This window comes from Paraburkholderia sp. 32, assembly GCF_050435345.1.
GTDB classification, from domain to species: Bacteria; Pseudomonadota; Gammaproteobacteria; order Burkholderiales; family Burkholderiaceae; genus Paraburkholderia; species Paraburkholderia tuberum.
Window position 1 is genome coordinate 2977550 of sequence record NZ_JBNDKD010000003.1, and the last position, 25533, is coordinate 3003082.

At 63.8% G+C, this 25533-nt stretch carries 23 protein-coding genes and 1 tRNA gene; 6 read left to right on the top strand and 18 right to left on the bottom strand.

What is annotated here, in order from left to right; translation table 11 throughout:
• Nucleotides 1–48 precede the first annotated feature (48 nt).
• From pcnB to hda, 3 genes are read right to left on the bottom strand one after another with little or no spacing between them, the layout of a single operon-like run.
• A complete protein-coding gene (pcnB, locus tag OKW26_RS36585) occupies nt 49–1680 on the bottom strand; it encodes a polynucleotide adenylyltransferase PcnB (RefSeq protein WP_429356625.1) in 1632 nt (543 codons plus the stop codon).
• Nucleotides 1677–2363 (bottom strand): HAD family hydrolase, encoded by a 687-nt coding sequence (locus tag OKW26_RS36590; RefSeq protein ID WP_018419490.1) that lies wholly within the window; start codon nt 2361–2363, stop codon nt 1677–1679. The genes pcnB and OKW26_RS36590 overlap by 4 nt, the downstream gene beginning before the upstream one ends.
• Entirely contained in the window at nt 2356–3108 is a 753-nt protein-coding gene (gene hda, locus OKW26_RS36595) for a DnaA regulatory inactivator Hda (RefSeq protein ID WP_090803130.1), read from the bottom strand. The genes OKW26_RS36590 and hda overlap by 8 nt, the downstream gene beginning before the upstream one ends.
• 276 nt (nt 3109–3384) lie before the next feature.
• Between hda and purM the strand changes: the two genes are divergently transcribed.
• Nucleotides 3385–4452, top strand: a complete 1068-nt coding sequence (gene purM / locus OKW26_RS36600; RefSeq protein ID WP_429356626.1) for a phosphoribosylformylglycinamidine cyclo-ligase — start codon at nt 3385–3387, stop codon at nt 4450–4452.
• Between the two features lie 119 nt (nt 4453–4571).
• Here the strand turns inward: purM and miaA are convergent, their stop codons facing one another.
• Entirely contained in the window at nt 4572–5513 is a 942-nt protein-coding gene (miaA, locus tag OKW26_RS36605) for a tRNA (adenosine(37)-N6)-dimethylallyltransferase MiaA (protein WP_429356627.1), read from the bottom strand.
• Between the two features lie 47 nt (nt 5514–5560).
• Nucleotides 5561–7657: a DNA mismatch repair endonuclease MutL gene (gene mutL, locus OKW26_RS36610; RefSeq protein WP_429356628.1), complete on the bottom strand. Its 2097-nt coding sequence runs from the start codon at nt 7655–7657 to the stop codon at nt 5561–5563.
• Between the two features lie 194 nt (nt 7658–7851).
• Here mutL and OKW26_RS36615 point away from each other — a divergent pair, with 194 nt between their 5' ends.
• Nucleotides 7852–8523, top strand: a complete 672-nt coding sequence (locus OKW26_RS36615) for a VTT domain-containing protein (RefSeq protein WP_176078921.1) — start codon at nt 7852–7854, stop codon at nt 8521–8523.
• A gap of 123 nt (nt 8524–8646) precedes the next feature.
• On the opposite strand, the gene OKW26_RS36620 is transcribed toward OKW26_RS36615, so the two are convergent.
• The 3 genes from OKW26_RS36620 to OKW26_RS36630 form a co-directional block, all read right to left on the bottom strand.
• Nucleotides 8647–9465 (bottom strand): mechanosensitive ion channel family protein, encoded by an 819-nt coding sequence (locus OKW26_RS36620; protein ID WP_184067338.1) that lies wholly within the window; start codon nt 9463–9465, stop codon nt 8647–8649.
• 193 nt (nt 9466–9658) lie between these two features.
• On the bottom strand, nt 9659–10033 hold the full coding sequence (locus tag OKW26_RS36625) for a hypothetical protein (RefSeq protein WP_429356629.1): 375 nt from the start codon (nt 10031–10033) through the stop codon (nt 9659–9661).
• A 235-nt stretch (nt 10034–10268) separates the two neighbouring features.
• Nucleotides 10269–10928, bottom strand: a complete 660-nt coding sequence (locus OKW26_RS36630) for a hypothetical protein (protein WP_429356630.1) — start codon at nt 10926–10928, stop codon at nt 10269–10271.
• A 731-nt stretch (nt 10929–11659) separates the two neighbouring features.
• Between OKW26_RS36630 and OKW26_RS36635 the strand changes: the two genes are divergently transcribed.
• Nucleotides 11660–11983, top strand: coding sequence for a hypothetical protein (locus OKW26_RS36635; RefSeq protein WP_429356631.1), 324 nt, complete (start codon nt 11660–11662; stop codon nt 11981–11983).
• A gap of 60 nt (nt 11984–12043) precedes the next feature.
• On the opposite strand, the gene OKW26_RS36640 is transcribed toward OKW26_RS36635, so the two are convergent.
• From OKW26_RS36640 to OKW26_RS36660, 5 genes are all read right to left on the bottom strand, one after another.
• Nucleotides 12044–13123 (bottom strand): hypothetical protein, encoded by a 1080-nt coding sequence (locus OKW26_RS36640; RefSeq protein WP_429356632.1) that lies wholly within the window; start codon nt 13121–13123, stop codon nt 12044–12046.
• A gap of 85 nt (nt 13124–13208) precedes the next feature.
• Nucleotides 13209–13934, bottom strand: coding sequence for a TonB family protein (locus OKW26_RS36645; RefSeq protein WP_429356633.1), 726 nt, complete (start codon nt 13932–13934; stop codon nt 13209–13211).
• Nucleotide 13935: 1 nt separating this feature from the next.
• Nucleotides 13936–14334: an ExbD/TolR family protein gene (locus OKW26_RS36650; RefSeq protein ID WP_090803146.1), complete on the bottom strand. Its 399-nt coding sequence runs from the start codon at nt 14332–14334 to the stop codon at nt 13936–13938.
• A 2-nt stretch (nt 14335–14336) separates the two neighbouring features.
• On the bottom strand, nt 14337–15026 hold the full coding sequence (locus OKW26_RS36655; RefSeq protein ID WP_184062266.1) for a MotA/TolQ/ExbB proton channel family protein: 690 nt from the start codon (nt 15024–15026) through the stop codon (nt 14337–14339).
• Between the two features lie 14 nt (nt 15027–15040).
• Nucleotides 15041–17212: a TonB-dependent receptor gene (locus OKW26_RS36660; RefSeq protein ID WP_429356634.1), complete on the bottom strand. Its 2172-nt coding sequence runs from the start codon at nt 17210–17212 to the stop codon at nt 15041–15043.
• Nucleotides 17213–17521: 309 nt separating this feature from the next.
• Between OKW26_RS36660 and OKW26_RS36665 the strand changes: the two genes are divergently transcribed.
• The 3 genes from OKW26_RS36665 (at nt 17522) to OKW26_RS36675 (ending at nt 20469) form a co-directional block, all read left to right on the top strand.
• On the top strand, nt 17522–18238 hold the full coding sequence (locus OKW26_RS36665; protein ID WP_429356635.1) for an acid phosphatase: 717 nt from the start codon (nt 17522–17524) through the stop codon (nt 18236–18238).
• A 148-nt stretch (nt 18239–18386) separates the two neighbouring features.
• Nucleotides 18387–19109: a response regulator transcription factor gene (locus tag OKW26_RS36670; protein ID WP_429356636.1), complete on the top strand. Its 723-nt coding sequence runs from the start codon at nt 18387–18389 to the stop codon at nt 19107–19109.
• Nucleotides 19087–20469, top strand: coding sequence for a sensor histidine kinase (locus OKW26_RS36675; protein ID WP_429356637.1), 1383 nt, complete (start codon nt 19087–19089; stop codon nt 20467–20469). Before OKW26_RS36670 ends, OKW26_RS36675 begins: the two co-directional genes overlap by 23 nt.
• 100 nt (nt 20470–20569) lie before the next feature.
• Here the strand turns inward: OKW26_RS36675 and OKW26_RS36680 are convergent, their stop codons facing one another.
• From OKW26_RS36680 to tolB, 5 genes are all read right to left on the bottom strand, one after another.
• Complete coding sequence (locus OKW26_RS36680) at nt 20570–22312, bottom strand: hypothetical protein (RefSeq protein ID WP_429356638.1); 1743 nt, start codon at nt 22310–22312, stop codon at nt 20570–20572.
• 328 nt (nt 22313–22640) lie between these two features.
• A tRNA-Lys gene (locus tag OKW26_RS36685) sits at nt 22641–22716 on the bottom strand.
• Between the two features lie 183 nt (nt 22717–22899).
• Nucleotides 22900–23649: a tol-pal system protein YbgF gene (ybgF, locus tag OKW26_RS36690; RefSeq protein WP_429356639.1), complete on the bottom strand. Its 750-nt coding sequence runs from the start codon at nt 23647–23649 to the stop codon at nt 22900–22902.
• Nucleotides 23650–23669: 20 nt separating this feature from the next.
• Nucleotides 23670–24176: a peptidoglycan-associated lipoprotein Pal gene (pal, locus tag OKW26_RS36695; protein ID WP_018419502.1), complete on the bottom strand. Its 507-nt coding sequence runs from the start codon at nt 24174–24176 to the stop codon at nt 23670–23672.
• A gap of 32 nt (nt 24177–24208) precedes the next feature.
• Nucleotides 24209–25501: a Tol-Pal system beta propeller repeat protein TolB gene (gene tolB / locus OKW26_RS36700; protein ID WP_429356640.1), complete on the bottom strand. Its 1293-nt coding sequence runs from the start codon at nt 25499–25501 to the stop codon at nt 24209–24211.
• Nucleotides 25502–25533 lie beyond the last annotated feature (32 nt).

The window sequence follows — 25533 nt, forward strand, 5'->3', positions numbered from 1 at the left end:
ATATCTTCCTGCAACTATCGTTTTGACGGCTTTTCCGCGAACGCCGCGTCAGTCTTCGTGCGAGCCTTCGAGGCCCGCGTCGTTGTCCGTGCGTTCGGCGGACGAGCCGCCCTCCACTCCGTCACCTGATTTGCGGCTTCTGGCGCCACCGCGCCGCCGTCGTTTTCTTGGGCTCCGGTCCTTCCCGCCTTGCGTGAGCAATGTCTCGCGCGCGGCGACGTCTCCTTCGATGAACTCCGTCCACCATGCACCGACCGACTCGTCGAGTTCGCCCGATGCGCAGCGCAACAGGAGGAAATCATACCCCGCTCTAAATCTTTGGTGTTCGAGCAGCTTCAGCGCGCTGCGCCCCGAGCGTTTTTCGAGGCGCAGCTGCAGGCCCCAGATCTCGCGCATGTCGGCCGAGAAGCGCTTGTGGATCGCGAGCTTTTCGGTCTGCATGTCGAGCACTTCGTCCATCGCGCGATGCAGCGCGGGCACCGGATACTCGCCTTCGGCCTCGAACTTCTGCCAGCGCTGCTGCACGTCGTGCCACAACAGCGTCGCGAACAGGAAGCCCGGCGACACCGGCTTGCCGGCGAGCACGCGTGCATCTGTGTTAGAGAGTGCCAGAGAAATGAATTTTTCGCCGGTCGGCTGCTCGAGCACGACGTCGAGCAGCGGCAACAGCCCGTGATGCAGGCCTTCCTGGCGCAGCCACTTCAGGCACGCGAGCGCGTGACCCGACAGCATCAGCTTCAGCATTTCGTCGAACAGACGCGCGGCGGGCACGTTGTTGATCAGATCGGCCATTTTCTCGATCGGCGCGCGCGTGGCGTCGTCGATGTCGAAGTCGAGCTTGGCGGCGAAGCGCACGACGCGCAGCATGCGCACCGGATCCTCGCGATAGCGCGTGACCGGGTCGCCGATCATGCGCAACAGGCGCGCGCGCATGTCGGCCATGCCGTTGTGGTAGTCCAGCACCGTTTGTGTGGCCGGATCGTAGTACATCGCGTTGATCGTGAAGTCGCGGCGCGTGGCGTCCTCGTGCTGTTCGCCCCACACGTTGTCGCGCAGCACGCGGCCGCTCGCATCGACCGCGTGGGTGCGGCGGTCGAGCTCGTCGCGCTTCAGACGCTTCGGCGGCGGCGCGTCGGCCGCGGGCGGATCGACCAGCGCGCGGAACGTCGAGGTTTCGATGATTTCCTGGCCGAACTGCACGTGCACGATCTGGAAGCGCCGGCCGATGATGCGCGCGCGGCGGAACAGCTTCTGCACCTGTTCGGGAGTCGCGTCGGTCGCGACGTCGAAGTCTTTCGGCTTGACGCCGAGCAGCAGATCGCGCACCGCGCCGCCGACGATGAACGCACGGAAGCCCGCCTGTTGCAGGCCCTCGGTCACGCGGATCGCATTGCGCGAGATCAGCGTGGGGTCGATGCCGTGCACGTCGTGCGGAATGATGACGGGTACGTCCGGCTCGCGCGGCGCTTGCGCGGCAGCAGCGGCACTTGCGGACTTGCGGCGCGGCCGCGCGGCCGTGCCGGAAGCGGTCGTGCCGGATACGGTCGTGCCGGATACGGACTTGCCGCGCGCCGGCGACTTGCCATTGGCATTGCCGTCGACGCTGGCGGCGGCGGAGAGCGTGTCGTCAGCGGTCGCCGTGTCCTGGCCGAATAGCTTGCGGATGAGTTTCTTGATCACGAGGGTTGGAAGAGTTCGAGGATGCGCCAGCCTTTGGCTTGCGCATGGGCGCGCAACGTGTCGTCCGGATTGGTCGCGATGGGATCGGTGACTTTTTCGAGCAGCGGGATGTCGTTGTGCGAATCGCTATAGAAATAGCTGTGCTCGAAGTCGCTCCAGCTCTTGCCGAGCGACGCGAGCCACATTTCGGTGCGCACGATCTTGCCTTCCTTGTAGCTCGGCGTGCCGGTGGGGCGACCGGTGTAGGCGCCGTGCGGCTCCCCGCCGACGGTCTCCGCCTCGCACGCGATCAGCGTGTCGACGCCGAACGCCTGCGCGATCGGCCGCGTGATGAACTCGTTGGTCGCGGTGACGACGCAGCACAGGTCGCCCGCTTCACGATGCTGTTTCACGAGTTCGAGCGCCACCGGCTGGATGGCCGGCGTGATGACCTCGTGCATGTACTGCGCGTGAAAGTCAGCGAGCTGCGCGCGTGTGTACTTCGCGAGCGGCGTCAGCATGGCGATCAGATAAGCGTGAATGTCGAGCTTGCCGGCCTTGTAGTCGGCGTAAAAGCGATCGTTTTCACGGGCGAAATTTTCGGCGTCGACCATGCCTTTTTTCACCATGAAGCGGCCCCATTCGTGGTCGCTGTCGGTGGGAATGAGCGTGTGGTCGAGATCGAAGAGTGCAAGGTTAGCCATGGGCGCCTATTTTACTTGAAGCGGGAAGAGCGGCGTGTGAACCCGGTGCGGCGGCGGGGTCGGGCGACGCGAGCATCGTGCGCAACAGCGGCAGCGTGACCGCGCGTTTCTGTTCGAGCGAGAAGCGGTCGAGCGCGTCGAGCAGCGCCATCAGGCTCGGCATGTCGCGGCGAAAGTGCGTGAGCAGGTAGGCGGGCACGTCGTCGGCCAGCATGATGCCGCGCTCGCGCGCCGCGCGTTTCAACACCGCGGCCTTCGCGTCGTCGGGCAACGGCGCAAGGTGAAACACCAGTCCCCAGCCGAGGCGCGTGCGCAAATCTTCGCGCACCGTCATGCCGATCGGCGCCGCGTTGCCCGCGGCGACGAGCGCGCTGGTCGGATGCGCGCGCACTTCGTTGAACAGGTTGAACACGGCGATCTGCTGCGCGGCCGACAGCGCGTCGCAGTCGTCGATTGCATAGAGCGCGACGCGCGGATCGAAGCCGAAGGCGGCGAGGCTGCTTTGCGGCCCGGCGAAGCGCGCATGCCCCGGCGGCGCTTCGTGCACGAGCGCCTGCAGCAGGTGCGTGCGGCCGCTGCCGGCTTCGCCCCAGATGTAGAAGGTGCGATCGGCGACCGGTCCGGAGGCGAGCGCGTCGTCGAGCTCACGCAGGCGCGTGACCAGCTCGGCGTTCGCGCCGGCGAAGAAATTGTCGAATGTCGATGGCGGCGGGGTGCCGAGATCGAGCGTCAGTTGACGAAGCACAGTAGGTTAATGCCGAAAATGAGGCTCAGGCCGCGAGTGGCCCGGACCTCGGGGCCTGGAAGGTTGCCAGGCGCTCAGTTGTCGTGAAGCGTGCTCGCCGGGTCGTGAGGCCGCGCGTCGCGAAGCACGGCTGGCGCAATTGCGCGGGTCGGCGGCGCCGGAATCGGGGTGTCGTGTTGCAATGTCGTTTCCAGGATATCGTCGGAACGCGTGAATTCCAGCCAGGGGGCCAGCATCGGGTAAAATCGCATTTTACCGACCTTCGAGCTTTTCCCCATGAATCAACCGAAATCCGCCGAGCATTCAACCGATTCGGCCCAAGGTTTGTCGTATCGCGACGCCGGCGTGGACATCGATGCGGGTGACGCCCTCGTCGACGCCATCAAGCCCTTTGCCAAGAAGACCCTGCGCGACGGCGTGCTGGGCGGCATCGGTGGATTCGGCGCGTTGTTCGAAGTGCCGAAGAAGTACAAGGAACCGGTGCTCGTGTCCGGCACCGACGGCGTCGGCACCAAGCTGCGTCTGGCGTTCCAGTTGAACAAGCACGACACGGTCGGCCAGGATCTGGTCGCGATGAGCGTCAACGACATCCTCGTGCAGGGCGCCGAGCCGCTGTTCTTCCTCGACTATTTCGCCTGCGGCAAGCTCGACGTCGGCACGGCGGCGACCGTCGTGAAGGGCATTGCGCACGGCTGCGAGCTGTCGGGTTGCGCGTTGATCGGCGGCGAAACCGCGGAAATGCCGGGCATGTACCCGGACGGCGAATACGACCTGGCTGGTTTCGCGGTCGGCGCGGTGGAAAAGAGCAAGATCATCGACGGCAGCAAGATCGCGTCGGGCGACGTGGTGCTCGGGCTCGCGTCGAGCGGTATCCATTCGAACGGCTTTTCGCTCGTGCGCAAGATCATCGAGCGTGCCAATCCCGATCTGAACGCGGACTTCGACGGCCGCACGCTCGCCGACGCGCTGATGGCGCCGACGCGCATCTACGTGAAGCCGCTGCTCGCGCTGATGCAGCAGATCGAGGTCAAGGGTATGGCGCACATCACGGGCGGCGGCCTCGTCGAGAACATTCCGCGCGTGCTGCGCGAAGGCCTGACGGCCGAGCTCGACCATAGCGCGTGGCCGCTGCCGCCGCTGTTCTCGTGGCTGCAGAAGCACGGCGGCGTCGCCGATGCGGAAATGCACCGCGTGTTCAACTGCGGTATCGGTATGGCGGTGATCGTGTCGGCCGCGGATGCCGAAGCGGCGATCGGTCTGCTGTCCGCGGCGGGCGAGCAGGTCTGGAAGATCGGCACGGTCCGTGAAAGCGCAGCGGGTGAAGCGCAGACGGTCGTGGTCTAAAGATTGACGCGGGCGGCGTGCCGCAATGGTGCGCCGCGCGGGCTTCGAATCCTTCTTCACATTTCCCGCTTCAAATTCCCGCTTTACGTCCCTCCGATTCCCCCACGCTGATCGGCGCCTCAAACCAGCGTTTCGATCAACTCCACCACCCGCGCCGTCGCGTGCGGATCGCAGCAATCCACCACCTGTCTTTCCGGCATGCTGCGCAGCCACGTGAGCTGCCGCTTGCAGAGTTGCCGCGTCGCGAAGACGCCCTTGTCGCGCATGGTCCGATAGTCGACCGCGCCATCGAGGTATTCCCACACCTGCCGATACCCGACGCAGCGCATCGACGGCATCTCGGGCAGCAGGTCGCCGCGCGCGCGCAGCTTCACCACTTCATCGACGAAACCGTGCGCGAGCATCGAATCGAAGCGCTGCTCGATGCGCGCGTGCAGCACGCCACGCTCGGACGGCTCCAGCGCGACCGGCACGAAGCGTGCCGATGCGGCGTCGTCGGTGCGCGCGGGCGCGGCGAGCAGCGTCGACATCGGCTGGCCGGTCAGCATGAACACTTCCAGCGCGCGCTGGATGCGCTGCGAATCGTTCGGCGCGAGACGCGCGGCCGTGACCGGATCGAGCGCGGCGAGCCGCGCGTGAAGCGCCGGCCAGCCGTCGCGGGCGGCGTCGGCGTCGAGCCTCGCGCGTACTTCGGCATCGGCGGCGGGCAGGTCGTTGAGGCCCTGCGTGAGCGCTTTGTAGTAAAGCATCGTGCCGCCGACCAGCAGCGGCAGCCGCCCGCGCGCATGAATTTCTCCGACGAGCCGCAGCGTATCGGCGCGAAACTGCGCGGCCGAGTACGAGTCGGCCGGATCGACGATATCGATCAGATGATGCGGCGCGACCGCGCGTTCTTCCGCGGTCGGCTTCGCGGTGCCGATGTCCATCTCGCGATAGACGAGCGCCGAGTCGACGCTGATGATTTCGAACGGCCGCCGCGCGGCGAGCGCGAGCGCGGCGGCGGTCTTGCCGGACGCGGTCGGGCCGAGCAGGCACGGGATGGGGGTAGGGTGTGACGTCATGGGCAAGCGGGCGCGCGGCGCAACGGTGTGATCGAAACGCAGCGCCGTTACTGCCCGCGCATGAACAGCCGATCGAGATCGGCCAGCGTCAGCTGATACCAGGTCGGACGCCCGTGGTTGCACTGATCGGCGCGCTCGGTCGCTTCCATCTGGCGCAACAGCGCGTTCATTTCGTCGAGCGTCAGACGCCGGTTCGCGCGCACCGCGTGATGGCACGCGAGCGTGCCGAGCAGTTCGTGCTGACGCTCGGTCAGCACGCGCGAGCCGCCGAATGCATGCAGGTCGGACAGCACCGCGCGCGCAAGCGCTTGCAGGTCGGCGTCCTTCAGCAACGCGGGGACCGCGCGGATCGCGAGCGTGGTCGGCGACAGCACCGCGAGGTCGAAGCCGAGCGCATCGAGCGTATCGCGCTCTTCCTCGACCGTGCCGATTTCGACCGGATCGGCCTGCATCGTCTGCGGGATCAGCAGCGGCTGCACGGCGATCGCGCGGTCGGCGAGCGCGCTCTTGAACTGCTCGTACAGGATGCGCTCGTGTGCCGCATGCATGTCGACGATCACGAGCCCATGGCGGTTCTGCGCGAGCACGTAGATGCCGTGGATCTGGCCGAGCGCGAAGCCGAGCGGCTGGTCGTCGGTGGCGTCGAATGCGGGGGAAGCCGGGCGCGGCGCGAACGGCGCTGCGTCGTATGGCGACGTCGCGTCGGTTGCGGAGTCGCGCGCTTCGAACAGCGACGCGCCTTCGACCCGGCCGGCAAGCGGATCCTTGCGGCCGAACAGCGCGTCGTAACCGGCGAGTGGTTGCGCGACCGGCAGCGTGCCTTGCGTCATGCGTGCCTGGCGCATCCACGTATTGCCAGGCTGCGAGGCGCCCGGGGCGCCGAAGCCGCTGCCGCCGCCAAGGACGCCGCGGTTTCCCGCGCCGAAGCCCGCGCCGCTCGAAAGACCGGCGCCCGCGCCAATGCCGTCGCCTACGCCGCTTGTGACACCCGGCGGCGTCGAACCAGATGAAGCCGGTCCACCGGCCGACGGTTCCAGGTGCGCCGCATGCCCGCCCGCCGTCGTTTCAGGCGACGCGCCCGCGTGCCGCGCGAGCGCGCGCTGCACCGCATGGAACACGAACTGGTGGATCGAGCGCGAATCGCGGAAACGCACCTCGATTTTCGACGGATGTACGTTCACGTCGACGCCTTCGGGCGGCAAATCGAGGAACAGCACGTACGACGGATAACGCTCACCGTGCAGCACGTCTTCATACGCGGCGCGCACCGCGTGCGTGAGCAGCTTGTCACGCACGAAGCGGCCGTTGACGAAGAAATACTGTTGATCGGCGCGACCGCGGCTCGCGGTCGGCAGACCGGCGCAGCCGTAGATCGCAAGCGGACCGGCGGATTCGCCGAGCGGCAGATGGGCGGTCGCGAACGTCTCGCCGAGAATCTTCGCAACCCGCGCGGGCGGCTCGCTCGCGTTCCAATGCTCGACGGCCTTGCCGTTGTGCAGCACCGAGATCGCGACGTCCGGCCGCGCGAGCGCGGCGCGGCGGATCTGTTCAAGACAGTGGCCGAGTTCGGTCTGTTCGCTTTTCAGGAATTTGCGGCGTGCCGGGGTGTTGAAGTACAGCTCGCGGACTTCGATCGTCGTGCCCTGGGTGCCAGCGGCGGGACTCAGCACGCCGGTTTCCGCGTCGATGCGCACCGCGTGCGGCACATCTGCGGTGCGGCTCGTGATGCTCATCTGCGCGACCGACGCGATCGACGCCAGCGCTTCGCCGCGGAACCCGAGCGTCGCGACCGCTTCGAGCTCGGCAAGCGAGCGGATCTTGCTGGTCGCATGGCGCGTCAGGGCGAGCACGAGTTCGTTCTCGGGGATGCCGCAGCCGTCGTCGGTGATCGAGATGCGTTTGACGCCGCCTTCGTCGAGCAGGATGCGCAGCGTCTGCGCGCCCGCGTCGAGCGCATTCTCGAGCAGCTCCTTGACTACCGACGCCGGCCGCTCGACCACTTCGCCTGCGGCGATCTGGCTGATCAATTGATCGGGGAGCGGCTGGATGGCGCGCAACGGACGCGGCACGGGCGCCGCGCGGGAGGCGTCGGAAGGTGCGGCCGCGGCCGCGGTGCCCGCAGGCGTTTCGGAGAATTCGGACATGGCGAAATTATAGCGACTTGGCGCACGCCGCCCGCGCAGACGCCCAACCAGCAGATTTTCATTCGACCCGAGGCACTTTCGGTATCATGTCGCGGTCAATTCGCAGCGGTCGGCCCGCCGCTCGCTGCGCCTGTTGCAGGGTCGCGCGGTGGCCGTTTTCCCTCTACGCATACACTGGTTTAAAAGGACGTTCCTTGGATACGCTGCTACATTTCGCCAATCTTGTCCTGCACATCGACAAGTTTCTCGGAGACTTCATTCAGGTGTACGGTGCCTGGGTCTACGCGGTGCTGTTCGCGATCGTGTTCGCTGAAACGGGGCTCGTGGTGCTGCCGTTTCTGCCGGGCGATTCGCTGCTGTTCATCGGCGGCGCGTTCTGCGCGACCGGGCAGATGCATCTCGGACTGCTGATCCTGTTGCTGCTGGTGGCGGCGGTCTCGGGCAATACGACCAACTATCTGATCGGCCGCGCGATCGGACCGCGCGTATTCAATACGCACATTCCGGTGCTCGAGCGCTTTCTCGATCGCGCCGCGCTGCAGAAGACTCACAACTTCTATGAGAAACACGGCGGCAAGACGATCGTGCTCGCGCGTTTCATCCCGGTCGTGCGGACGTTTGCGCCATTCGTCGCGGGCGCGTCGTCGATGACGTGGAGCCGCTTCCAGATGTTCAACGTCGTCGGCGCGCTGTTGTGGGTGCTGCTGCTGACACTGCTCGGTTATTTCTTCGGCAACATCCCGTTCATCCGTCAGTATCTGAACGTGATCGTGCTGGTCGGTATCGGCGCGGCGATCGTACCGATCGTGCTCGGCGCGCTGTGGAAGATGCTGCGCAAGAATGGCGCGAACGCGAGTACGCGTTGATGACGAGTTGTTTGCGGTATTTCGGGCCTTGAAAACACGAAAGGCGTTGCGAATCTCGCGACGCCTTTTTTCATGCCGCCATGCCGACGACCCGTGTCGGGTGCCCGCGGAGGTTCGATCAGATCAATCGCGCGTGATCGCTCGCGGTGCGAGTGGCGTTTCCGGCGTCGGATAGCCGGCTTCCTTGAAGGTCTGAACGATCGCGCGATTGGTGTCGAAGTAGACCTGCCAGTAGTTCTGGTTGGACGAGTAAGGGCGCACGCACAGCAGCGGTCCTTCTGGCGTGAAGCTCAAGACCTCGATATCCGGCGCGGGGTTTTCGGCCACGTTCGGAATCTTCGCGACGGCGGCTTTCAAACGCGCGATCGCATCGGTCGGATCGACGCCATTGGCGATCTTCGCGGTCAGCTCGACGCGCCGGAACGGCAGCACGCTGTAGTTCGAGATCGTGTCGGAGAAGATCTTGTTGTTGCCGATGATGGTCGTCACGTTGTCCGGCGTCACGATCGTGGTGCCGAACAGGCCCAACTCCGTGACGGTGCCGGTGACGCCCGCGGCCATGACGAAATCGCCGACCTTGAACGGCCGCAGCACCTGCATGAACACGCCGGCCGCGAAATGCGCGAGCAGGCCGCCCCACGCAGTACCGATCGCTAGGCCGAGACCGGCGAGCAACGCGGCGAACGACGTCGTCTGCACACCGAAGATTTCCAGGATCGCGAGGACGAGCAGCAGGTTCAGCAACCCGGCTAGAATCGACGCGAGGTAGTGGGCGAGTGTCGGGTCGACCCGGCCGTTGCGTGCGAGCAGCTTGCGCGACAGGTTGGAGATCAGCCCGATGATCCAGCGGCCGACGAGCCACAGCACGATCGCGCCGATGACCTTGGTGCCGATGTCGATGCCACGGGTCATGATGAATGCACGTACGGTTTCGATATCCAAGATGTTTCCTCGTCATAGGTTGCCATCAACGGATTGAACGACGGTGGTGCCATGACCCACAACGCGCGGTCTTCGGGAGTTATAGCCGACGGCGCCCGCATGCGCAAGGATTGTTCCTGCCCTGCTCGCGGCGGCAACACAGAGATGAAACATGGCGGGGCGTACGTGAAAGGCCGGTCGGGGCGTGCCGGGCTCACATGCGCAGCCGCGATTCGGAGTACGGTGACGTCTGGATGACAACCGCGTCGTCCGGGTCGCTTTTCACGGCGCGCCGGCGCCTCGACATCCGGTGCCACGAGAACGCGATCACGATCGCGAGCGCATACGCGCCAGCACGCTGAAGAAACGACGTCGGCAGGGCGAATTGTCCATAGCGGTTCTGCGCGTCGGCGAACACGACAAACGTCAACAAGCCGTCGAGCACGCACGCGGCCAGCGCGATCACGATGAAAATCGCAGGGCCGCTCAGCGCGGCACCCGACCCGAACCGGTTATACAGTCGACAGGCCATCGATACGATGGCGAACAAGGCGAGGTTCGACAGCAGATCGAACAGAAAGGTGGTCATTATCGGTTCAATGAAAAAGCAATGGGCCGTGGGGTTGCCGGAACGTATGCTGGCGCAAGGTTCAGACATGCTCCGCTGATTCGGCGGCGATCATTGCATATCTTTTCATCTCGATAAATAACCAGAAAAAGCGAAGGTCGTATCGCGCTTTCTTTCGTTTGTTTTTTTATGCAATCGGAATGTGAAAAGTCCTTTGCAAATTTATAGTACTGGGACGGATTCCGTGCGCTGCGCCTCAGAAGCGATAAGCAATGCCGACCTGCAACGTCGGATACCATCGATAAGGCGAGACCTTATCGCGCAGTTGCTGCAATCCGGTGTTGATGATCTGCTGACTCATCTGCGGTCCCGCGGCCTGCGACAATGCCGGCGACAGTGTGTACGAGGTCTTCGGAATGCCGTAGGCGACACCGAGATCCACCACGAGCCCCCAGCCTTTGGCTCTCGGGCGCAAGCCATAGCCGATGCCAAGGTAGGGCATCGCGGTCGGGTATCGGGCGGTCGCCGTCGCGTATTCGCCGGGAAAGGCCGGCGAGGCTTTGCCCTCGAATACGTACATGCCGTTGGTCGGAACCGAGTTGCCGCTGACTTCGTTGTCGGTCAGACGCAGGCCCGCTGTCGCGCGAAAGCCGGTGCCGGCCCACGGAAAGAAATCGCCGTAGAGACCGCCCTGACGCAGCCGTATGCCGTCTTCGTAGCGATTGCCCCCAACCTCGAAGTTGTGCGACAAATTGATCGCGTTGAAGTCCGCGTGCACGCCGAACCACGACGTGACGCTCCACGCCGCGCCAACCCCGATGCCCAGCGTGCCGCCTTGCAGATAGACCTCCTGCGCATGCGACGTTTCGATCAGACACGGCAAAGCCACTACCCAGATTACCTTTCCAGCTTTCATGGGTATCCCCCGAGCGGCGGGGCAGCCCGATCGTTGCGGGACGCGCTCGCCGTTTTGTCGTCTCTTCTTTATTGCTCTGTTTGTCGCGAACGCTCGAAGGCGTCGTGAAGCGATCATGCGAGCAGAGGGCGTAGACGGTCTGTGAGGTGGCGAACCATACGGTCAATGAATGGGGTTGGAGTGCGCGACGATGTCGCCGCGTCGCCATTCAGTTCGAGCGACGGCAGATGTCAATCGCGGAGCCTTGGCGAGGAGCGCCGCCTCGCTTTGGGAGTGGCCGGTCGGTAAGGAAGCTTAGGGAACTGCGCATCGCCGATGACGCTTGCCCACGCCTTCATCCAGCAGGTGGCGAGTGTCTTTTCAGCTTCCGACTCAGCGCGCATAAGGCGGCTCGTGGCAAGACGCAAACGAGCCAACGCATATTCCTTGCGTGTGGATTCCCGACGCAAAAGCGAATGATTCTTCTGCATGCCGGCTACCGAAAAGTCAGCGAGAAGCGTGGCAAATTAAATCGGGCCGCATTGCATCGTACCCGACGAACGACCGCGCGGCGCAAGCGACGGACTGCTGTCGAGTAAGGATTCGCTGGGGCGTTGCGTCGCAACACCTGCCACTGTGGTGAAAACGCCAAATCAACCTTGTTTAATTTTGACAAGTCGCGCCGTGCGTTTATCCGTGCGACGATGAAATCGTCAATGTTCCTGACATGAAGATCCAGTTACGGGGGCTCCATGAGTAGCATTCCGCTTATCTGGGCAGCGGTGCCGCACAACAGCGACGGTGTTGTCTTTCAGATCCGGCTTGGCCGCGGACTTCAGCGTTTTCATGTGTCGCGGCGCGTGCTCGAGGATGTGTTCGAGCTCCAACGAAAAGCGTCCGACGCGCGCCAACTCGAATTCTTCTATGTGCACGAGCAACGCATCCTCGCGCGCGCCAGCGCAAAGCGTGCGACGGCCTGCTCGGCCACCGTTTCACTACGGGCCGTGGATTTCGGCGTGTCGAACGACAGCGAGCGCTGGGCGATGCCGAGCGGCGTCGCGCACGGCCTCATCTAGGCGAACCGATGTTTGACGCGCCGCCGCGATCAACGGGCGGCCGTGCGTCGATGCCGCGCGTCAGCGTGCCTTGAGCTGCGCCTCGAGCACTTCGAACGTACCGGGGATGACCGTCGCGCGCGGATGAGAATTGGCAGCCGTGGCCGGGTCGGCCGCGCCGAACTTCGACGACACCAGATAGATCCGGTGCTGCTGTTCATCGAGCGCCATCGTTTTCGCGCCTTCCAGCGTTGGCATGTTCTGCGCGACCGTGTAATGGTCCGCATCGTCTTCATGCACGATCGTCAGCGTGCCGTCCGCGCCGTTCGAACTGAACGCGAGCTTCAAGGCCGGATCGAAAGCCGCCGCGTCGGGGTGACCCCCTATCAGCACCTCGGCCACGCGACGGCCCGACGTCGTATCGACGATCATCATGCGGTGATTGGCGCAAACCGAAAACAGGCGCTCGCTCGCCGGATCGATCGCGAGTCCGGTCGGCGACTCGCACCGTGCGAGTGGCCAATGCGCCAGCACCGTCGCGGACCGACCGTCCATCTCGACGATCTCGGCGCGATCTTCCACATTGACGAACACGTGCCCGTGGCTGTCCGCCGCGAGCGCCTCCGGCTTGCCGCCCACGCTCATCGTGGCGACCACCTTGCGCGTCGCGACGTCGATTGCGCTGACGCTGCCGTCGTGGCCATTGCTCACGAAGATGCGCCGCAAGGCCGGCACGTAGAGGATGCCGTCCGGGTCGGGGCCCGCGGCCTTGATGCTGTCGACGACCTTGAGGGTGTCGAGATCGACGACGCTCACCGTATTGGCGCGGCCGTTGGTGACGAAGCCGAGCTTGAGGTCCTCCACGAACGCGAAGCCGTGCACGCCGGCGGTGTTGGCGATCTCGCCGACCGGTTTGCCGGTGCGCGTATCGATCACCTGCACGTGCGTGTCGCGGCTGATGAAGAGGTGCTGGCGAACAGCGTCGTACGCCACGTAATCCCAACGCTCGCCGCCTTCGAGGCCATAGCGTTTCGCGATTTCGAATTGATCGGCGTTGGCGCCCGTCGCCGCATGGACGTTCGACAGCGCGAGCAGGGAAGCGACGCCGCCGGCGATCAGGGCGGACAGGATATTTTTCAGTTTCGCGTTGAGTAGATTCATATTAGTACTGCGGATGGATTGGGAAGAGGGACGCCATTCCGGTGGGCGGATGACGTCTCTCGTGCGGTTGGGCGTTAGCGGATCATCATTCGTGGTCGTCGAGTTTGAAGTCGACCCACAATTGCTCCGAGAGCGTTTTGCCCACGAATGCGGACTCGGGTTTCGGATAAGCGGCGTCGCGCACGGCTGCGAGCGCCGCGCGGTCCAGCAGTCCGATACCGCTCGACACCACGACGCTGAGGTCGGACACGACGCCGTCGCGATACCGGAACGCGACGCGTGTGCGGCCCGTCATGCCAGCCATGCGGGCCGACTCGGGATAGCGCAGCGCGGCCTGAATCGCCGCGCGCAGCGCACCCTCGAAGCTTGGCGTAGGCGCGGCTGCAACCGGCGCCGCAGCGGGTGCGGGCGGTTGCGCGGGCTGAGCTGGCGGTTGCGGCGCGGGCGCGGATGGCGGCTCGGTCGGTGTCGCCGCGGGCTGCACCGGCACCGGAGTCGGCACGCGCTTCGGCACCGCGGCCGTCACGGGCTTCGCGGGCGTGTGCGCAGCATGGCGCACGGGTACGACCGGCCGCGCGGGAGGCGGCACGGGCTTCGCAGGCGGCTGCGGCGGTTGCGGCGCGGGAGCCGGTGCCGCCAGCGTCAGCAGCGTTGGCGGCGCTTCATACGATACGGAAGACACCCGGGTCGTATGCGTGAGCAGCGCAATCGTCGCGCCGAGCACCAGCGCTTCTGCGACGAGCGCGATGGCGGCGGCCGGCAATAGGCGCGTTCGTTGCTGCACGATCCCGCAGGCGGGTACGGTTGCCATATCAGTTCGCCACGGGCTGCGCGGCGAGCGCGATTTGCGATACACCCGCGGCGCGGCACGCGTCCATCACCGAGACGAGGTGCTGGATCTGCGCCTGCTTCGAGCCGGCAATCGTCACGACCGTATGCGCGACGTCCGTGCGGGCGGCGAGCAGGGTGGTCAATTGCGCAAGGCTCAGCGTGCGGCCGTCGACCGACAGACTGCCGTCGGTCGCGAGCGTTACCGTGACCTGCGGCGGCGGCAGCGCTTGCGCCGTGGCGCTCGACGGCAGCTGCGAGCGCAGCCCCGCGTTCGGGATCATGTGCAGCGTGATCATGATGAAGAACACCAGTAGAAAGAACATGATGTCGATCATCGGGATGATCTCGATGCGCGCCTTTCGCGCCTCGAAATACTTCATCGTCAGACTCCCTGCGAGGCGAATTTGCCGACCACCGGGCGCGGCACTTCATGCACCGGCTTGAGCGACTCATGCGTTCTGGCCGCAAGCCGATTCACGAGCGCCGCCTTCAGGGTTTCGAGCTGATGGACGACGCCTCTTACGCGGTTGTGCAGACCGTTGAAGAACACGAGGCCGATCATCGCGACGAACAGACCCGAGGCCGTCGCGATCAGTGCCTCGGCCACGCCGCCCGTGACCTGGGTCGGTGCGTTGCCCGGATTCGACAGCACCTGGAACGCGTTGAACATACCGACGATCGTGCCGAACAGACCGAGCAACGGCGCGAGCGTGACGATCGTGTCGAGCACCCACAGGAAGCGGTCGATGTTCGGTGCTTCGCGCATGATCGCTTCGTCGAGACACGCATCGAGCTCATCGCGCGACGTCTGACCGGCAAGCCGGCCGGCGACCTTCAGCAGGCTCGCCATCGGCAGCGCCTGAAACGGTTCGGCGCATGCCGTCAGCGAGGCGGCGTTCAGTTGTTCGAGGCGGTCGACCTGGTCGAGCACCGCGCGGCTGCCGCTCGATGCGCGCTGCAGGAACCACGAGCGCTCGATGATGATCGTCAGGGCAACGAACAGCATGGCGGCAATCACATACAACACGCCACCGGAATTGTTCGCGAGGTGCAGCAGGTTATCGACAGTCATGAAAGAAGCTCCGTTCAGAAATCGGTGGACAGCGTCGCGACGAACGCGCGGCCCGGGATGGTCCAGTAAAGCGGTGTGTTGTCCGCGGCGGTGTAGCCGGCCAGCGCATTGATGCTGGTGCGGTCGAAAAGGTTGTCGATCTGGAAGCCGAGGCGCGTGTCATGCGTCCACGGTGCGAGTCGGGCAAACGTGTATGAGCTGGCGAAGTTGGTGATCGCATAGCCGCCGATCGGCTGGGTGTTGCCGGTATCGCCATACTGATGGCCGACGAACTTCATCAGCAACGAACCGTTGAGCGGCCCGCGTTCGTAGAGCACGCCGGCGGCGGCCGTCGATTGCGGCGCGTTGGGCATCCACGTATTGGTGCTCTTCTGTTTGGCCGAATTGAAGGTCAGATTGCCGTACAGACTGAAGCCGTCGCCGACCGACAAGGTCGCTTCGGTTTCGACGCCCTTGTAGGTCGCGCCACCCGCATTTGAGAAGATCACGTTGTTGCCGACCGTGCGGCTCGTCACCGCGTTGCGGAAGTTGATGTAGTACAGATCGGCGGCGACGGTCAGACGCCCCGTTTTGTACGTCGTGCCGATCTGGTAGTTGTCGGTCTGTTCCGGATCGGGTTGTCCCGAGACGGTCGGATCGTTGACATAGAACACATTCAGGTTCGGCGCGAGAAAGCCCTGCGCGTACTGCGCATACGCGCTCCATTGCGGGGTGATCTGCTGGTGCAGCGTCAACGACGGCAGCACCTTGCCCCACGTGTGGCTGAAATCGAGCGGCTCACCGGTCTTCTGGTTCATCGGCGTATCGATGCTGCGGTTGAACGACACGTACTTGAGTCCCGGCGTAATCGTCAAACCGTTCTGCAGTTGCCAGGCGTATTGCAGATACGGCTGAAACGTCAGCATCGTGTCGTTCATCGTGAAGTTCTGCGAGATGAACGCGAAGTTCAGGGACGAATCGACATTGAAGTTGTCGCGGAAGTTGGACTGGTGCGCGATCCACATGCCGGTCTGCAGCTTGCCGGGACCGAGCTGCCGCTCGAGCGCGAGGACGTCGCCAAACGCGCGGTAGTTGTTGTTCATTTCCTGGCCCGGCACGTTGTTCGGGCCGAAGATCGTGCCGTTTGGCGTTTCACCGTTCGGGTCGAGTCCGTTGAAGCCGTTGTGGTAGTAACCGTACGTATAGAGCTTGTTGTCGATCACCCACTCGGCGACCTTCGTTTTCACGCCGATGTATTCGAAGTCCGTGTTGATCTTGTCGAAGTTGTAGCCGGCATAGGCCTGACTCGTCGGGTCGGCGCCAAGACCGAAGTTGGGACCGAACTGCTGGATCTGCGCGGCCGTCGCGCCGAGCGGCACGTTCTGGTGGATGTTGTTGTAAGTCGCGAACAGCGTGAGCAGCGTGTTGTCGCCGATCGGCTTGTCGAGCTTGAAGTAGACGTTCTGACGGCGCTGGTCCGCGTTGGTCAGATAACCGTCGCTGCTGCTCTGCGCATAGCCGACCATTGCGCGCGCATCGCCCCATTGCTGCAGATAGCCGGTATTGAACTCGGCGCCGGCCTGCCATGTGTCGAAGCTGCCGTACGAGCCGAGCACCGAGAATGCCGGCGATGCCGACGGATCCCTCGACTGCAGGCTGATCGTTCCGCCGAAGGTGGCGAAGCCGATCTGCGAAGCGTCGCCTGGACCGCGGTCGACGACGATATTGCCGAGCACCCGGTTCGAGAAAAACGACGTCGAATGATGGGTGAAGTCGTTGGTATCGCCAAACGGGATGCCGTCGAATGTCACGTTGTACTGACCGTCCTGAAAGCCGCGAATGGACAGACTCTGCGATTCCATCAGGCCGGAGCCGTTCGGAGAAACATTCGACACGCTCGGCGCGATCTGCACGATCTCGCTGTAGTTCGCGGTCGGAGCGGTACTGTTTTCGATGTAGTGCCGGCTGATCACCGACTGCGGTTGGGTTGCGGTGAGCGAGCCTTGCGACGGCGCCTGTGCCGGTGCCGACTGCACGTTGGTGCTGGTGGCCGTGCCGCTGTTCGATGACGAGACGGCCGTGCTTTGCACGGAGCCGAGATCGCCCGAGGTCTGGGCATGCGAGATCTGCGCGCCGGCCGCGCACAGTGTGGCAAGAACGAATTGCGTCAGCGGCTTCTTTCTAAGGGGAAAACTAACCCGTTGCATGGTGCAGCATCCTTTCGCGAGTGGGGCGATGAACTGGTAGTCGAACGAGGCGGGATGCTATCAACCGTCCGTTAATGCGAAGTGATCGGTAACTTACGAATCTAAAGTTGCTATTACGGATGCCCCACAACAGCGCGATCCGCACTGACGCTACGCGATGCGCTCACGTTTGTAAGTTTGTGGACACCGCGCATTCATACGTGCGCACTAGCATCGGCAGCACCGTTCAGGCGGTGAATCACGCCTTTTCTCCTGGCGGCGATAGCGCCGTGCCGCTTCGCTGCAATCTCTCTTCATTTCTCGCACACGATGAAACGCTTGACCTACTTGCCGCTCGCGGCTTCCCTCTTCGTCGCTGCAAGTGCGGCGAGTTACGCCGCACCGTCCGCGGATGCGAGCTATCTCGACGCCCGTAAAATTCCGCTTGGCGTGCTGCTCGCGCCACCTGCCGCCGATGGTTCCGAGCGTCAGCAAGCCGATCTCGATGCCGTGCTGAACGCGCAGCGCAGCCGCACGCCGGAGCAGGTGGCGCGCGCGAAGGCGGACGCCACCAGGTCCGTGTTCCGTTTCGCGGATGTGCTCGGACCGGACTTCAACGAAGCCGGTCTGCCGAAAACCGCTGCGCTGTTCGAAGCCGTCGATCACGATGCCGAGCGGGTCGCAAAAGGCGGCAAGCATTTCTTTAGCCGCGCGCGGCCCTTCATCGTGAGCCGCGACGTGCAACCGATCGTGCCGAAGCGGCCCGGCGACGACTACCACTCGTACCCGAGCGGTCATGCGACCTTCGGCTATCTGTGCGCGATCCTGCTCGCGCAGATGGTCCCCGAGAAGCGCGATGCGCTATTCGCGCGTGGGCGCGAATTCGGCATGAACCGCGTCGTCGACGGCGTCCACTATCCGAGCGATGTCGAAGCGGGTCGCATCGACGGAACGCTCGTCGCGGCGGCGCTGATGGCCAATCCGGATTTTCAGCGCGACTTTGCCGATGCGAAGGCGGAAGTGCGCGCGGCACTGAAGCTCGACTAGTTGCACGTGTGAACGGTTTTCGGCTCCGCCCGGGACGCGTCATGAAGCAGCAACATGACCATGTCATACTCCGCGCCCGCATAGGCGGCCCCCGCTATTGACGTCGCCGTTCATGCGGCGACGCACGACCACAGGAAACGATGTCCTCTTGGAAAGCAGAGCAGCGATCAACTACCCTGCGGGGCGCAGACCCCGCATTCTCGTCGTCGAAGATGACGAGCGTGTGAGGCTCGAAGTGTCCACCGCGCTCGAGGACTACAACTTCGCGGTGGAAAGCGTGCCGAGCGGCCATGCCGGCCTGTTGCGCGCGCTCAACGGCGATTTCGACGCAGTCGTGCTCGACCGGATGCTGCCCGACGTGGATGGTCTGTCGATCCTCTCCACGCTGCGCAACGTCGGCAAAGAGACCCCGGTGCTGATACTGAGCGCGCTTTCGGCGGTCGACGAACGCGTACGCGGCCTGCGCGCCGGCGGCGATGATTACCTGACCAAACCATTCGACAGTCTCGAGCTGACCGCGCGCCTCAATGCGCTGCTGCGCCGCCGCTCTTCTTCGGAGCAACCGCTGGTGCTGAGCGTCGGCGATCTCGTGCTCGATATGGGCACGCATCAGGTCCAGCGCGCGGGCGAGTCGATCGAGTTGAAGCCTCGCGAGTACCAGTTGCTCAGATACCTGATGCTGCATACGGAGCAGCCTGTGACGCGCGCGATGCTGTTCGAGTCGGTCTGGAATTACCGCTTCAATGCGCAGACCAACGTGATCGACATGCATATCGGTCACCTGCGCCGCAAGATCAGTCTGAACGGACGGTTTTCGCTGATGATCCACACGGTTCGAAATGTCGGCTATGTCCTCCGTGCCGGCGACTAGGCGCTGGCTGCGCCTGCCGGCGAACAACGTCACATGGCTGCTGATGGTGTTCATCAGTTGCGCGGTCGTGCTGTTCGCGATGCTCTACTGGATGATGCACACGTATCTGCTGCACGAGGTCGATGAACGGCTGCGCGGAGAAGTGGCCGAGTTCAGCTCGATCGGCCGCGCCGAGGCGATCGCCAATATCGCGGCGCTGAGCCGGCGCGACATCGCGAGCAGCCGGCCCTATGGCGTGTTCGACGAAGAAGGCCGCTGGCTCGCCGGCAATATCCATGCGTTGCCGGCCGAGCGCGAGCGCCGGCCGTACTACTACACGCAAGCAATGGACGACGGGCCGCCGTCGCTGGCCAGTCATTTTCGCGGCATCATCGTGCCGACGCGTAGCGGTCTGCGGGTGGTCGTCGGTCACTCGATCGACGAGATCATTCATTTCGACCATACGCTCGTGAAGATCCTGTGCCTCGGGCTCATGCTGACGATTCTGCTTGCCGTTGGCTGCGGCGCCGCGCTTCACGCGATGTCGAACCGGCGTATCCGCTCGATGAGTCTGACGGCGCGCGAGATCATGGCGGGCCAACTGAACCGGCGTCTGTCGAATCGCGGCACGCATCACGATCTCGATCGTCTGGCGGAAATCGTCAACCTGATGCTCGATGAAATCGAGCGGCTGGTGGCCGAAGTGCGCGGCGTGTGCGCGGGCATCGCGCACGATCTGCGCACGCCGATGACGCATCTGCGCGCGGGCCTCGAACGCGCGCGGCGGCGCTCGCATACCGTCGACGACTACACGAGCGCCGTCGACACCGCGATCGCGCAATCGGACGTCGTGCTGAACCGTTTCACCGCGCTATTGAGGATCGCGGAGGTCGAAGCGGATGTCAGACGCGCGAGCTTCTGCGACGTGTCGCTGGACACCATCCTGCGCGACGTCGCGGAGTTGTACGAGCCGGTCGCGGAGAACCGTCGTTTGTCGGTCGCGGTGCTTGCGTCCGAACCAGTTTTCGCGCGCGGCGACGTGGATCTGCTGTTCGGCGCTATCGAGAATCTGCTCGATAACGCGCTGAAGTTCACGCCCGGTGGCGGCGCGGTGACGCTGCAAGCAACGCTTGAAGCGGGAAGGCCCGTCGTGCAGGTCGCGGATACTGGACCCGGAATCGAGGCAGGTGAGCGCGATGCAGTCCTGCGTCCGTTCTATCGCAGCAGAAACGGGCAGGAGGCGGCGACTTCGGGGCATGGCGTCGGCTTGAGTCTCGTGGCCGCGATCGCGCGGGTGCACGAGGCCGTCGTGGAGATTCACGACAACACGCCAGGCTGCAGGATCGTGTTGCGGTTCAATGCGGGACTGCCGGCGCGTTGAGGCGAGACGGCGATTGCTCGCGACGGATTTTACGTTGGAGCGTGCAAGAAAAAACGACCTGCCGGATGGCAGGTCGTTTCTTTTGAATCTACTAACCCGCTCAGGACTTCGGCACGAGTGCGACGCCGCGCAGCGCCTGGCCATACGGCGCGGTCTGCATCACGGTGAAGCCCTTCGCCGAGCTCACCGTCGAACCGTTGATGCTCACGGTGATCTTGACGAGCTGGTTCGAGTCGGCGCCCGCATCGAACGCGGTGCCGAGGCTGTTGCCGATCGTCGAGGTCACCGCGTAGATCGTGAACGAACCGTCGCTGTTGACCTGGCCCGTGATGTTGCGCAAGCCGTCAGGCGTCGTCGTATAGCTCGCGCCCTTCGTACCGTACGCGCCGGTCGTGTCCGTCACCGTGTAGGCCGTGCCGAGGTTCAGGCCGGTCGTCAGGTTGGCGAGCGGCTTCCACGTGCCGTTCTGGTTCTGATAGACCCACAGGCCGCCGCTGCCGCTCACCTGGTCGCCCGGCGTGCTGTCGCCTTCGTCAGCGACGAACATGATCGACGGATTCGACGCGGGGATCCACATCCCGAACGGATAGACCGTGCCGGTCACCTGGCTAGGCGACGTGAGCGCCGTCAGGTTGGTCGCGAGGGCCGTCGGGAAACCAGGCACGATCGTCGTCGCGGCGTTTTGCGGCAACTTGCCGCCATTGGCGAGCGCACCGGTCGCGCCGACCTGGTACACCGTGTTCACGCCGTTGCCGCCGCTGCCCTTGGAGACATACATCGTGCCGTCCGGGCCGACGAACAGGCCGCGGTAGTTGGCGTCCTTGCCGGTTTTGTCGGCGGCCGTCGCGGGCGTGGTCGGCAGACTCGCGATCGAGAAGCCGAACTGGTCGCCCGTCGAGCTACCGCCCGTGATCGAACCCATCGACGCCAGCGAGCACGCCGTTCCAGCCGGTGCGACCGCGTACGTGCCGGTGCCCGTGCCGGACTGGAATGCGCCGATCACTTGCGTGAACGCGCATTGGCTGCCCGGAGCGATGCTTTGCACGCCGGTGTTCATCGTCAGCATGTCGAGCTGGGCCGTCGTCGGCTTCGGATTCTTGCCCGAATTGCCGGCATTGCCGACGATGTAGTACATGCCGTTGGCGAGCACGGCCGCGCGGCTGTTGTTGCCGGCGTATGCGTTGGTGTTCGTGAACGACAGGCTGTTATCGGCGAAATTCAGCTGCGCGACGGTACGGTAGGTAGGCGTTGCGATGTCGGTATTCGTCGTGTCGACCACGCCCGGCGTATTCGTGTTTGAGATATCGAGCTGGTCGATCGACGCGTTGTAGCCGGTGAAGGTCAGCGATTTCTGATCCAGCGACACGTTCAGCGCGAGCTCCGACTTCGAGGCGAAGCTGGTGGCGAAATTCACGTTGCTTTTCGCGGCCAGCGCGGTGATGTCCAGCGTTTGCGACGGGCTCGTCGCGTTCGGTGCCCACTGGTCCAGATACGCTTCCGACGTCACGCCGAAGTTGGCGTCGTTCGAATCGTTGGTGAATACGTTCGGAAAGCCGCCGGGCGTGACGGCCGTCACGGGCGACGTATTGGTGGTCGTGGGCGTCGCGTTATAAGGCAGCGTGCCGCTCACGACGTACGCCGGATCATAGGCCGTGCGCGAGATCAGCAGGTTGCCAGCCGTGTAGTTGCTGGCGGAAGTCGAGGGCGTCGTCGTCGTGGCCGGGGTGCTGCTCGTGGTGCCTTGCGGCGCGCTCGTGCTCGACGGGTTTTGGGTGCTGCCGCCGCAGCCGTAGATGGCGGAGATCAGAACCGCGATCGGAAGCGCCTTCAGGGTGGTTTGCATTCTGTGTGTTTGAGTAGGGTGGGTGAAATTTTTTGAAAGTTGCAGCCGGTATTGCAAGTCGCGAGGCTACAAACCACCCGTGGCACAAACATGAATCGAAAATTACTAAAAAGATAAGAATGCGCTGGCGCGTTGGCGCGATGTCGTTGCGGGATGCCTGGTGTTTTTTGGCGGCGTTGGAGGGCGGAGGGCAGTGCCTGAACGGAAGGCTACGTTGAGGCGGACGGGAAGAGGCGGCTCGCTTGCCGCACGCGTACCTGTTTGCACACGCGGGCAAAGGAAAAAGAAAAGGGCCGACATGCTTTCGCATGTCAGCCCTCGAATCTTTTGGTAGGCCGTACGGGATTCGAACCTGTGACCAACGGATTAAAAGTCCGCTGCTCTACCAGCTGAGCTAACGACCCAAAAGAGAAGCGAAATTATATCGGCGCACCCATGCCCTGTCAACTCGGCAAGACCGTCGCCCAAAATGAAAAGCCCGGGCATCACTACCCGGGCTTTCCAGCGAGAGGCGCGCGTGGCTATCACTTCGGACACTGCGCGTTACCGCCAACTACATCAAAACGTGATCAATCCGACACCACGATCTACTTGATCTGCGACAGCTTGTTCTGCGCCGACTGCGCGACGTCCGAGCCGGCGTATTGCGCGACGATCTGCTCGAGCGTCTTTTTCGCCGCGGCCTTCTGGCCTTGTTCGAGCTGATTGTTCGCGATCGCGAGCAGCGCTTCCGGTGCACGCGGATGCTGCGGATAGTTCTTCACGACACCTTGCCAGACAGTCGTCGAACCCTTGTAGTCGCGCAGTGCATACAGCGCGTTGCCGAGCCAGTATTGCGCGGTCGGCTGATAGGGGCTGTTCGGATATTTGGAGATGAAGCTGCGGAACGATGCCGCCGCGTTCTTGAAGTCGCCGCTGCGGAATTGCTGTGAAGCCGCGTTGAACGCATCGGTTTCACCCGGCTGCACCTCGCCCTGGACGCCGTCCACCGTCTGTTGCTGCGGCTCGAATTTCTTCAGGCGCGTGTCGAGATCGGTGTAGTAGTCCTTCTGCTGCTTTTGCAGCGTCGTGAGCTGGTTCGCCATGTCCTCGTTCTGTCCGCGCAGCGTCGCGACCTGCTGGTTGAGCTGGTCGAGACGGTTGGACTGATCGAGGATCGTGCGTTGCGCCGCCGATAGCTGGCTCGACAGACTATCGGTCTTCGAGCGCAGATCGAGAATGGCCTGGCGGGCCTGATCGTCGTCGAACATGCCCGCATGGGCGGGCACGGCCATGAGGGCCGTGCCTGCGACGCAGGCCGCTGCGGCAAACCGCAGCCAGGAGAAACGATGCGTCATTCGGCTCACCACCCGTTGACTTACTGTTGATACGCGAGGTCGGCGCGGCGGTTCTGTGCCCACGACGCTTCGTCATGACCCGTTGCCAGCGGCTTTTCCTTGCCGAGGCTCACGGCCTCCATTTGCGAATCCGACACGCCCATCAGCGACAGCGAACGACGCACGGCTTCAGCACGCTTCTGGCCGAGTGCGAGGTTGTATTCGCTGGTGCCGCGCTCGTCGGTGTTGCCCTGGATCAGCACGTGACGCTGCGGGTGGCTCTTCAGATATTGCGCGTGTTGTTGCAGCAGCGGTTGATAGTCATCCTTCACCGAGTAGCTGTCGAAGTCGAAGTAGATGCTGCGCTTCGCGAGCGGGCTGTTCGGATCGTTCAGCGGGTCGACGTTGACCGTCGCGACGTCGTTCGGGTTCGGTTGGGCCGAGCCCGCGCCCTTGTTGGCGTTTTCGTCGAGCTTGACGCCCGAGTGACATGCGGCCAGTGCACCGACCATCACGACGGCGAATGCGAAACGAAGTTTGGACATCATTTGATTACTCTCCTTGTGTTATTGCATCAACGTTATTGCATAAACGGGCCCCAGGACGGCTCGCGTACGCTGCCCCCCTGAACGGACAGGACCTGCCGAGTGCGACCGTCGGTCGATACTGCGGCCAACACGCCACGGCCGTTCACCTGAGTGGCGTAAAGAATGTACTGACCGTTCGCCGCGAAGCTCGGCGATTCGTCATGTGTCGTGTCCGTCAGGCCCGTGGCGGATCCGCCTTGCAGGTCCTGGATGTACAGCTTGAATGCACCGCCGACGCGCGAGATGTAGGCAAGCTCCTTGCCGTCAGGACTCACACGCGGGCTGGTGTTGTAGCTGCCCGTAAACGTGACGCGTTGCGCGCCGCCCGCGCTTTCACCTTGCGCCGGCATCTTGTAGATCTGCGGTGCGCCGCCGCGGTCGCTCGTGAAATAGATCCACTGACCGTCAGGAGAGTAGGTCGGCTCGGTGTCGATCGAGCTGCCTTGCGTCAGACGACGCAGACCGCTGCCGTCCGCGTTGACCGCGAAAATCTGCGTATTGCCGGTACGCGACAGCGCGACGGCGAGCGTGCGGCCATCCGGCGACCACGCCGGCGCACTGTTGTTGCCCTTCTGGTCCGATACGACGATGCGCCGGCCCGTGGGCAGGTCGTGGATATAGACGATCGGCTTCTTCTTCTCGAACGACACGTAAGCGACCTTGGTGCCGTCGGGCGACCAGGCCGGCGAGATGATCGGCTCGGGGCTCGACAGCGCGATGTGCGCGTCCTGACCGTCCGAATCCGAGATCTGCAGCTGGTAGCGGTTGCCCGACTTGATCACATACGACAGGCGCGTGGCGAACACGCCGCGATTGCCCATCAGCTTGGCGTAAATGTAGTCCGCGACCTTGTGCGCGCTCATGCGCAGACCGCTTTCCGGGCTCACCAGCACGAGGCCGCCGAGGCTTTCGCCCTTGACCGTGTCGTACAGCTTGAAGCGCACTTCGTACTGGCCGTTCGGCAGGCGGTTCACGCTGCCCGCGACGAACGCGTTGGCGCCCTTCGCCTTCCATGCGCCGAGGTCGACGGAATCGGTCTCGGACACCGGCGCCGAGCCTGCGTCGATATTCGTGAATTTGCCGCTGCGTTGCAGATCCTGACGCACGATCGTGCTGACCTGCTGCGGGGAGTTCGCTTCATTGGCGAAATTCGCCGTTGCGATCGGAAACTGAGTGGATCCGACGCCCGTCACGAGGACGTTGAGTTGTGCGTTGGCGGCGCCGCCGACGGCGATCAGGCACGTTGCCACGAGTGTTCGCAGGCCTAGCTTGGTCATCAAACTCATGCTGTATGGGTTCCTCAAAACGGTTTTACTTA

What these genes read in the sequence shown, in the direction of transcription:
- pal (WP_018419502.1), bottom strand. Translation starts at nt 24,176, where the DNA reads ATGATGTCCAAACTTCGTTTCGCATTCGCCGTCGTGATGGTCGGTGCA.
- OKW26_RS36665 (WP_429356635.1), top strand. Translation starts at nt 17,522, where the DNA reads ATGAAACGCTTGACCTACTTGCCGCTCGCGGCTTCCCTCTTCGTCGCT.
- OKW26_RS36590 (WP_018419490.1), bottom strand. Translation starts at nt 2,363, where the DNA reads ATGGCTAACCTTGCACTCTTCGATCTCGACCACACGCTCATTCCCACC.
- OKW26_RS36655 (WP_184062266.1), bottom strand. Translation starts at nt 15,026, where the DNA reads ATGACTGTCGATAACCTGCTGCACCTCGCGAACAATTCCGGTGGCGTG.
- OKW26_RS36675 (WP_429356637.1), top strand. Translation starts at nt 19,087, where the DNA reads ATGTCCTCCGTGCCGGCGACTAGGCGCTGGCTGCGCCTGCCGGCGAAC.
- tolB (WP_429356640.1), bottom strand. Translation starts at nt 25,501, where the DNA reads ATGAGTTTGATGACCAAGCTAGGCCTGCGAACACTCGTGGCAACGTGC.
- OKW26_RS36660 (WP_429356634.1), bottom strand. Translation starts at nt 17,212, where the DNA reads ATGCAACGGGTTAGTTTTCCCCTTAGAAAGAAGCCGCTGACGCAATTC.
- OKW26_RS36625 (WP_429356629.1), bottom strand. Translation starts at nt 10,033, where the DNA reads ATGACCACCTTTCTGTTCGATCTGCTGTCGAACCTCGCCTTGTTCGCC.
- OKW26_RS36640 (WP_429356632.1), bottom strand. Translation starts at nt 13,123, where the DNA reads ATGAATCTACTCAACGCGAAACTGAAAAATATCCTGTCCGCCCTGATC.
- OKW26_RS36630 (WP_429356630.1), bottom strand. Translation starts at nt 10,928, where the DNA reads ATGAAAGCTGGAAAGGTAATCTGGGTAGTGGCTTTGCCGTGTCTGATC.
- miaA (WP_429356627.1), bottom strand. Translation starts at nt 5,513, where the DNA reads ATGACGTCACACCCTACCCCCATCCCGTGCCTGCTCGGCCCGACCGCG.
- OKW26_RS36645 (WP_429356633.1), bottom strand. Translation starts at nt 13,934, where the DNA reads ATGGCAACCGTACCCGCCTGCGGGATCGTGCAGCAACGAACGCGCCTA.
- purM (WP_429356626.1), top strand. Translation starts at nt 3,385, where the DNA reads ATGAATCAACCGAAATCCGCCGAGCATTCAACCGATTCGGCCCAAGGT.
- mutL (WP_429356628.1), bottom strand. Translation starts at nt 7,657, where the DNA reads ATGTCCGAATTCTCCGAAACGCCTGCGGGCACCGCGGCCGCGGCCGCA.
- OKW26_RS36680 (WP_429356638.1), bottom strand. Translation starts at nt 22,312, where the DNA reads ATGCAAACCACCCTGAAGGCGCTTCCGATCGCGGTTCTGATCTCCGCC.
- OKW26_RS36650 (WP_090803146.1), bottom strand. Translation starts at nt 14,334, where the DNA reads ATGAAGTATTTCGAGGCGCGAAAGGCGCGCATCGAGATCATCCCGATG.
- ybgF (WP_429356639.1), bottom strand. Translation starts at nt 23,649, where the DNA reads ATGACGCATCGTTTCTCCTGGCTGCGGTTTGCCGCAGCGGCCTGCGTC.
- OKW26_RS36635 (WP_429356631.1), top strand. Translation starts at nt 11,660, where the DNA reads ATGAGTAGCATTCCGCTTATCTGGGCAGCGGTGCCGCACAACAGCGAC.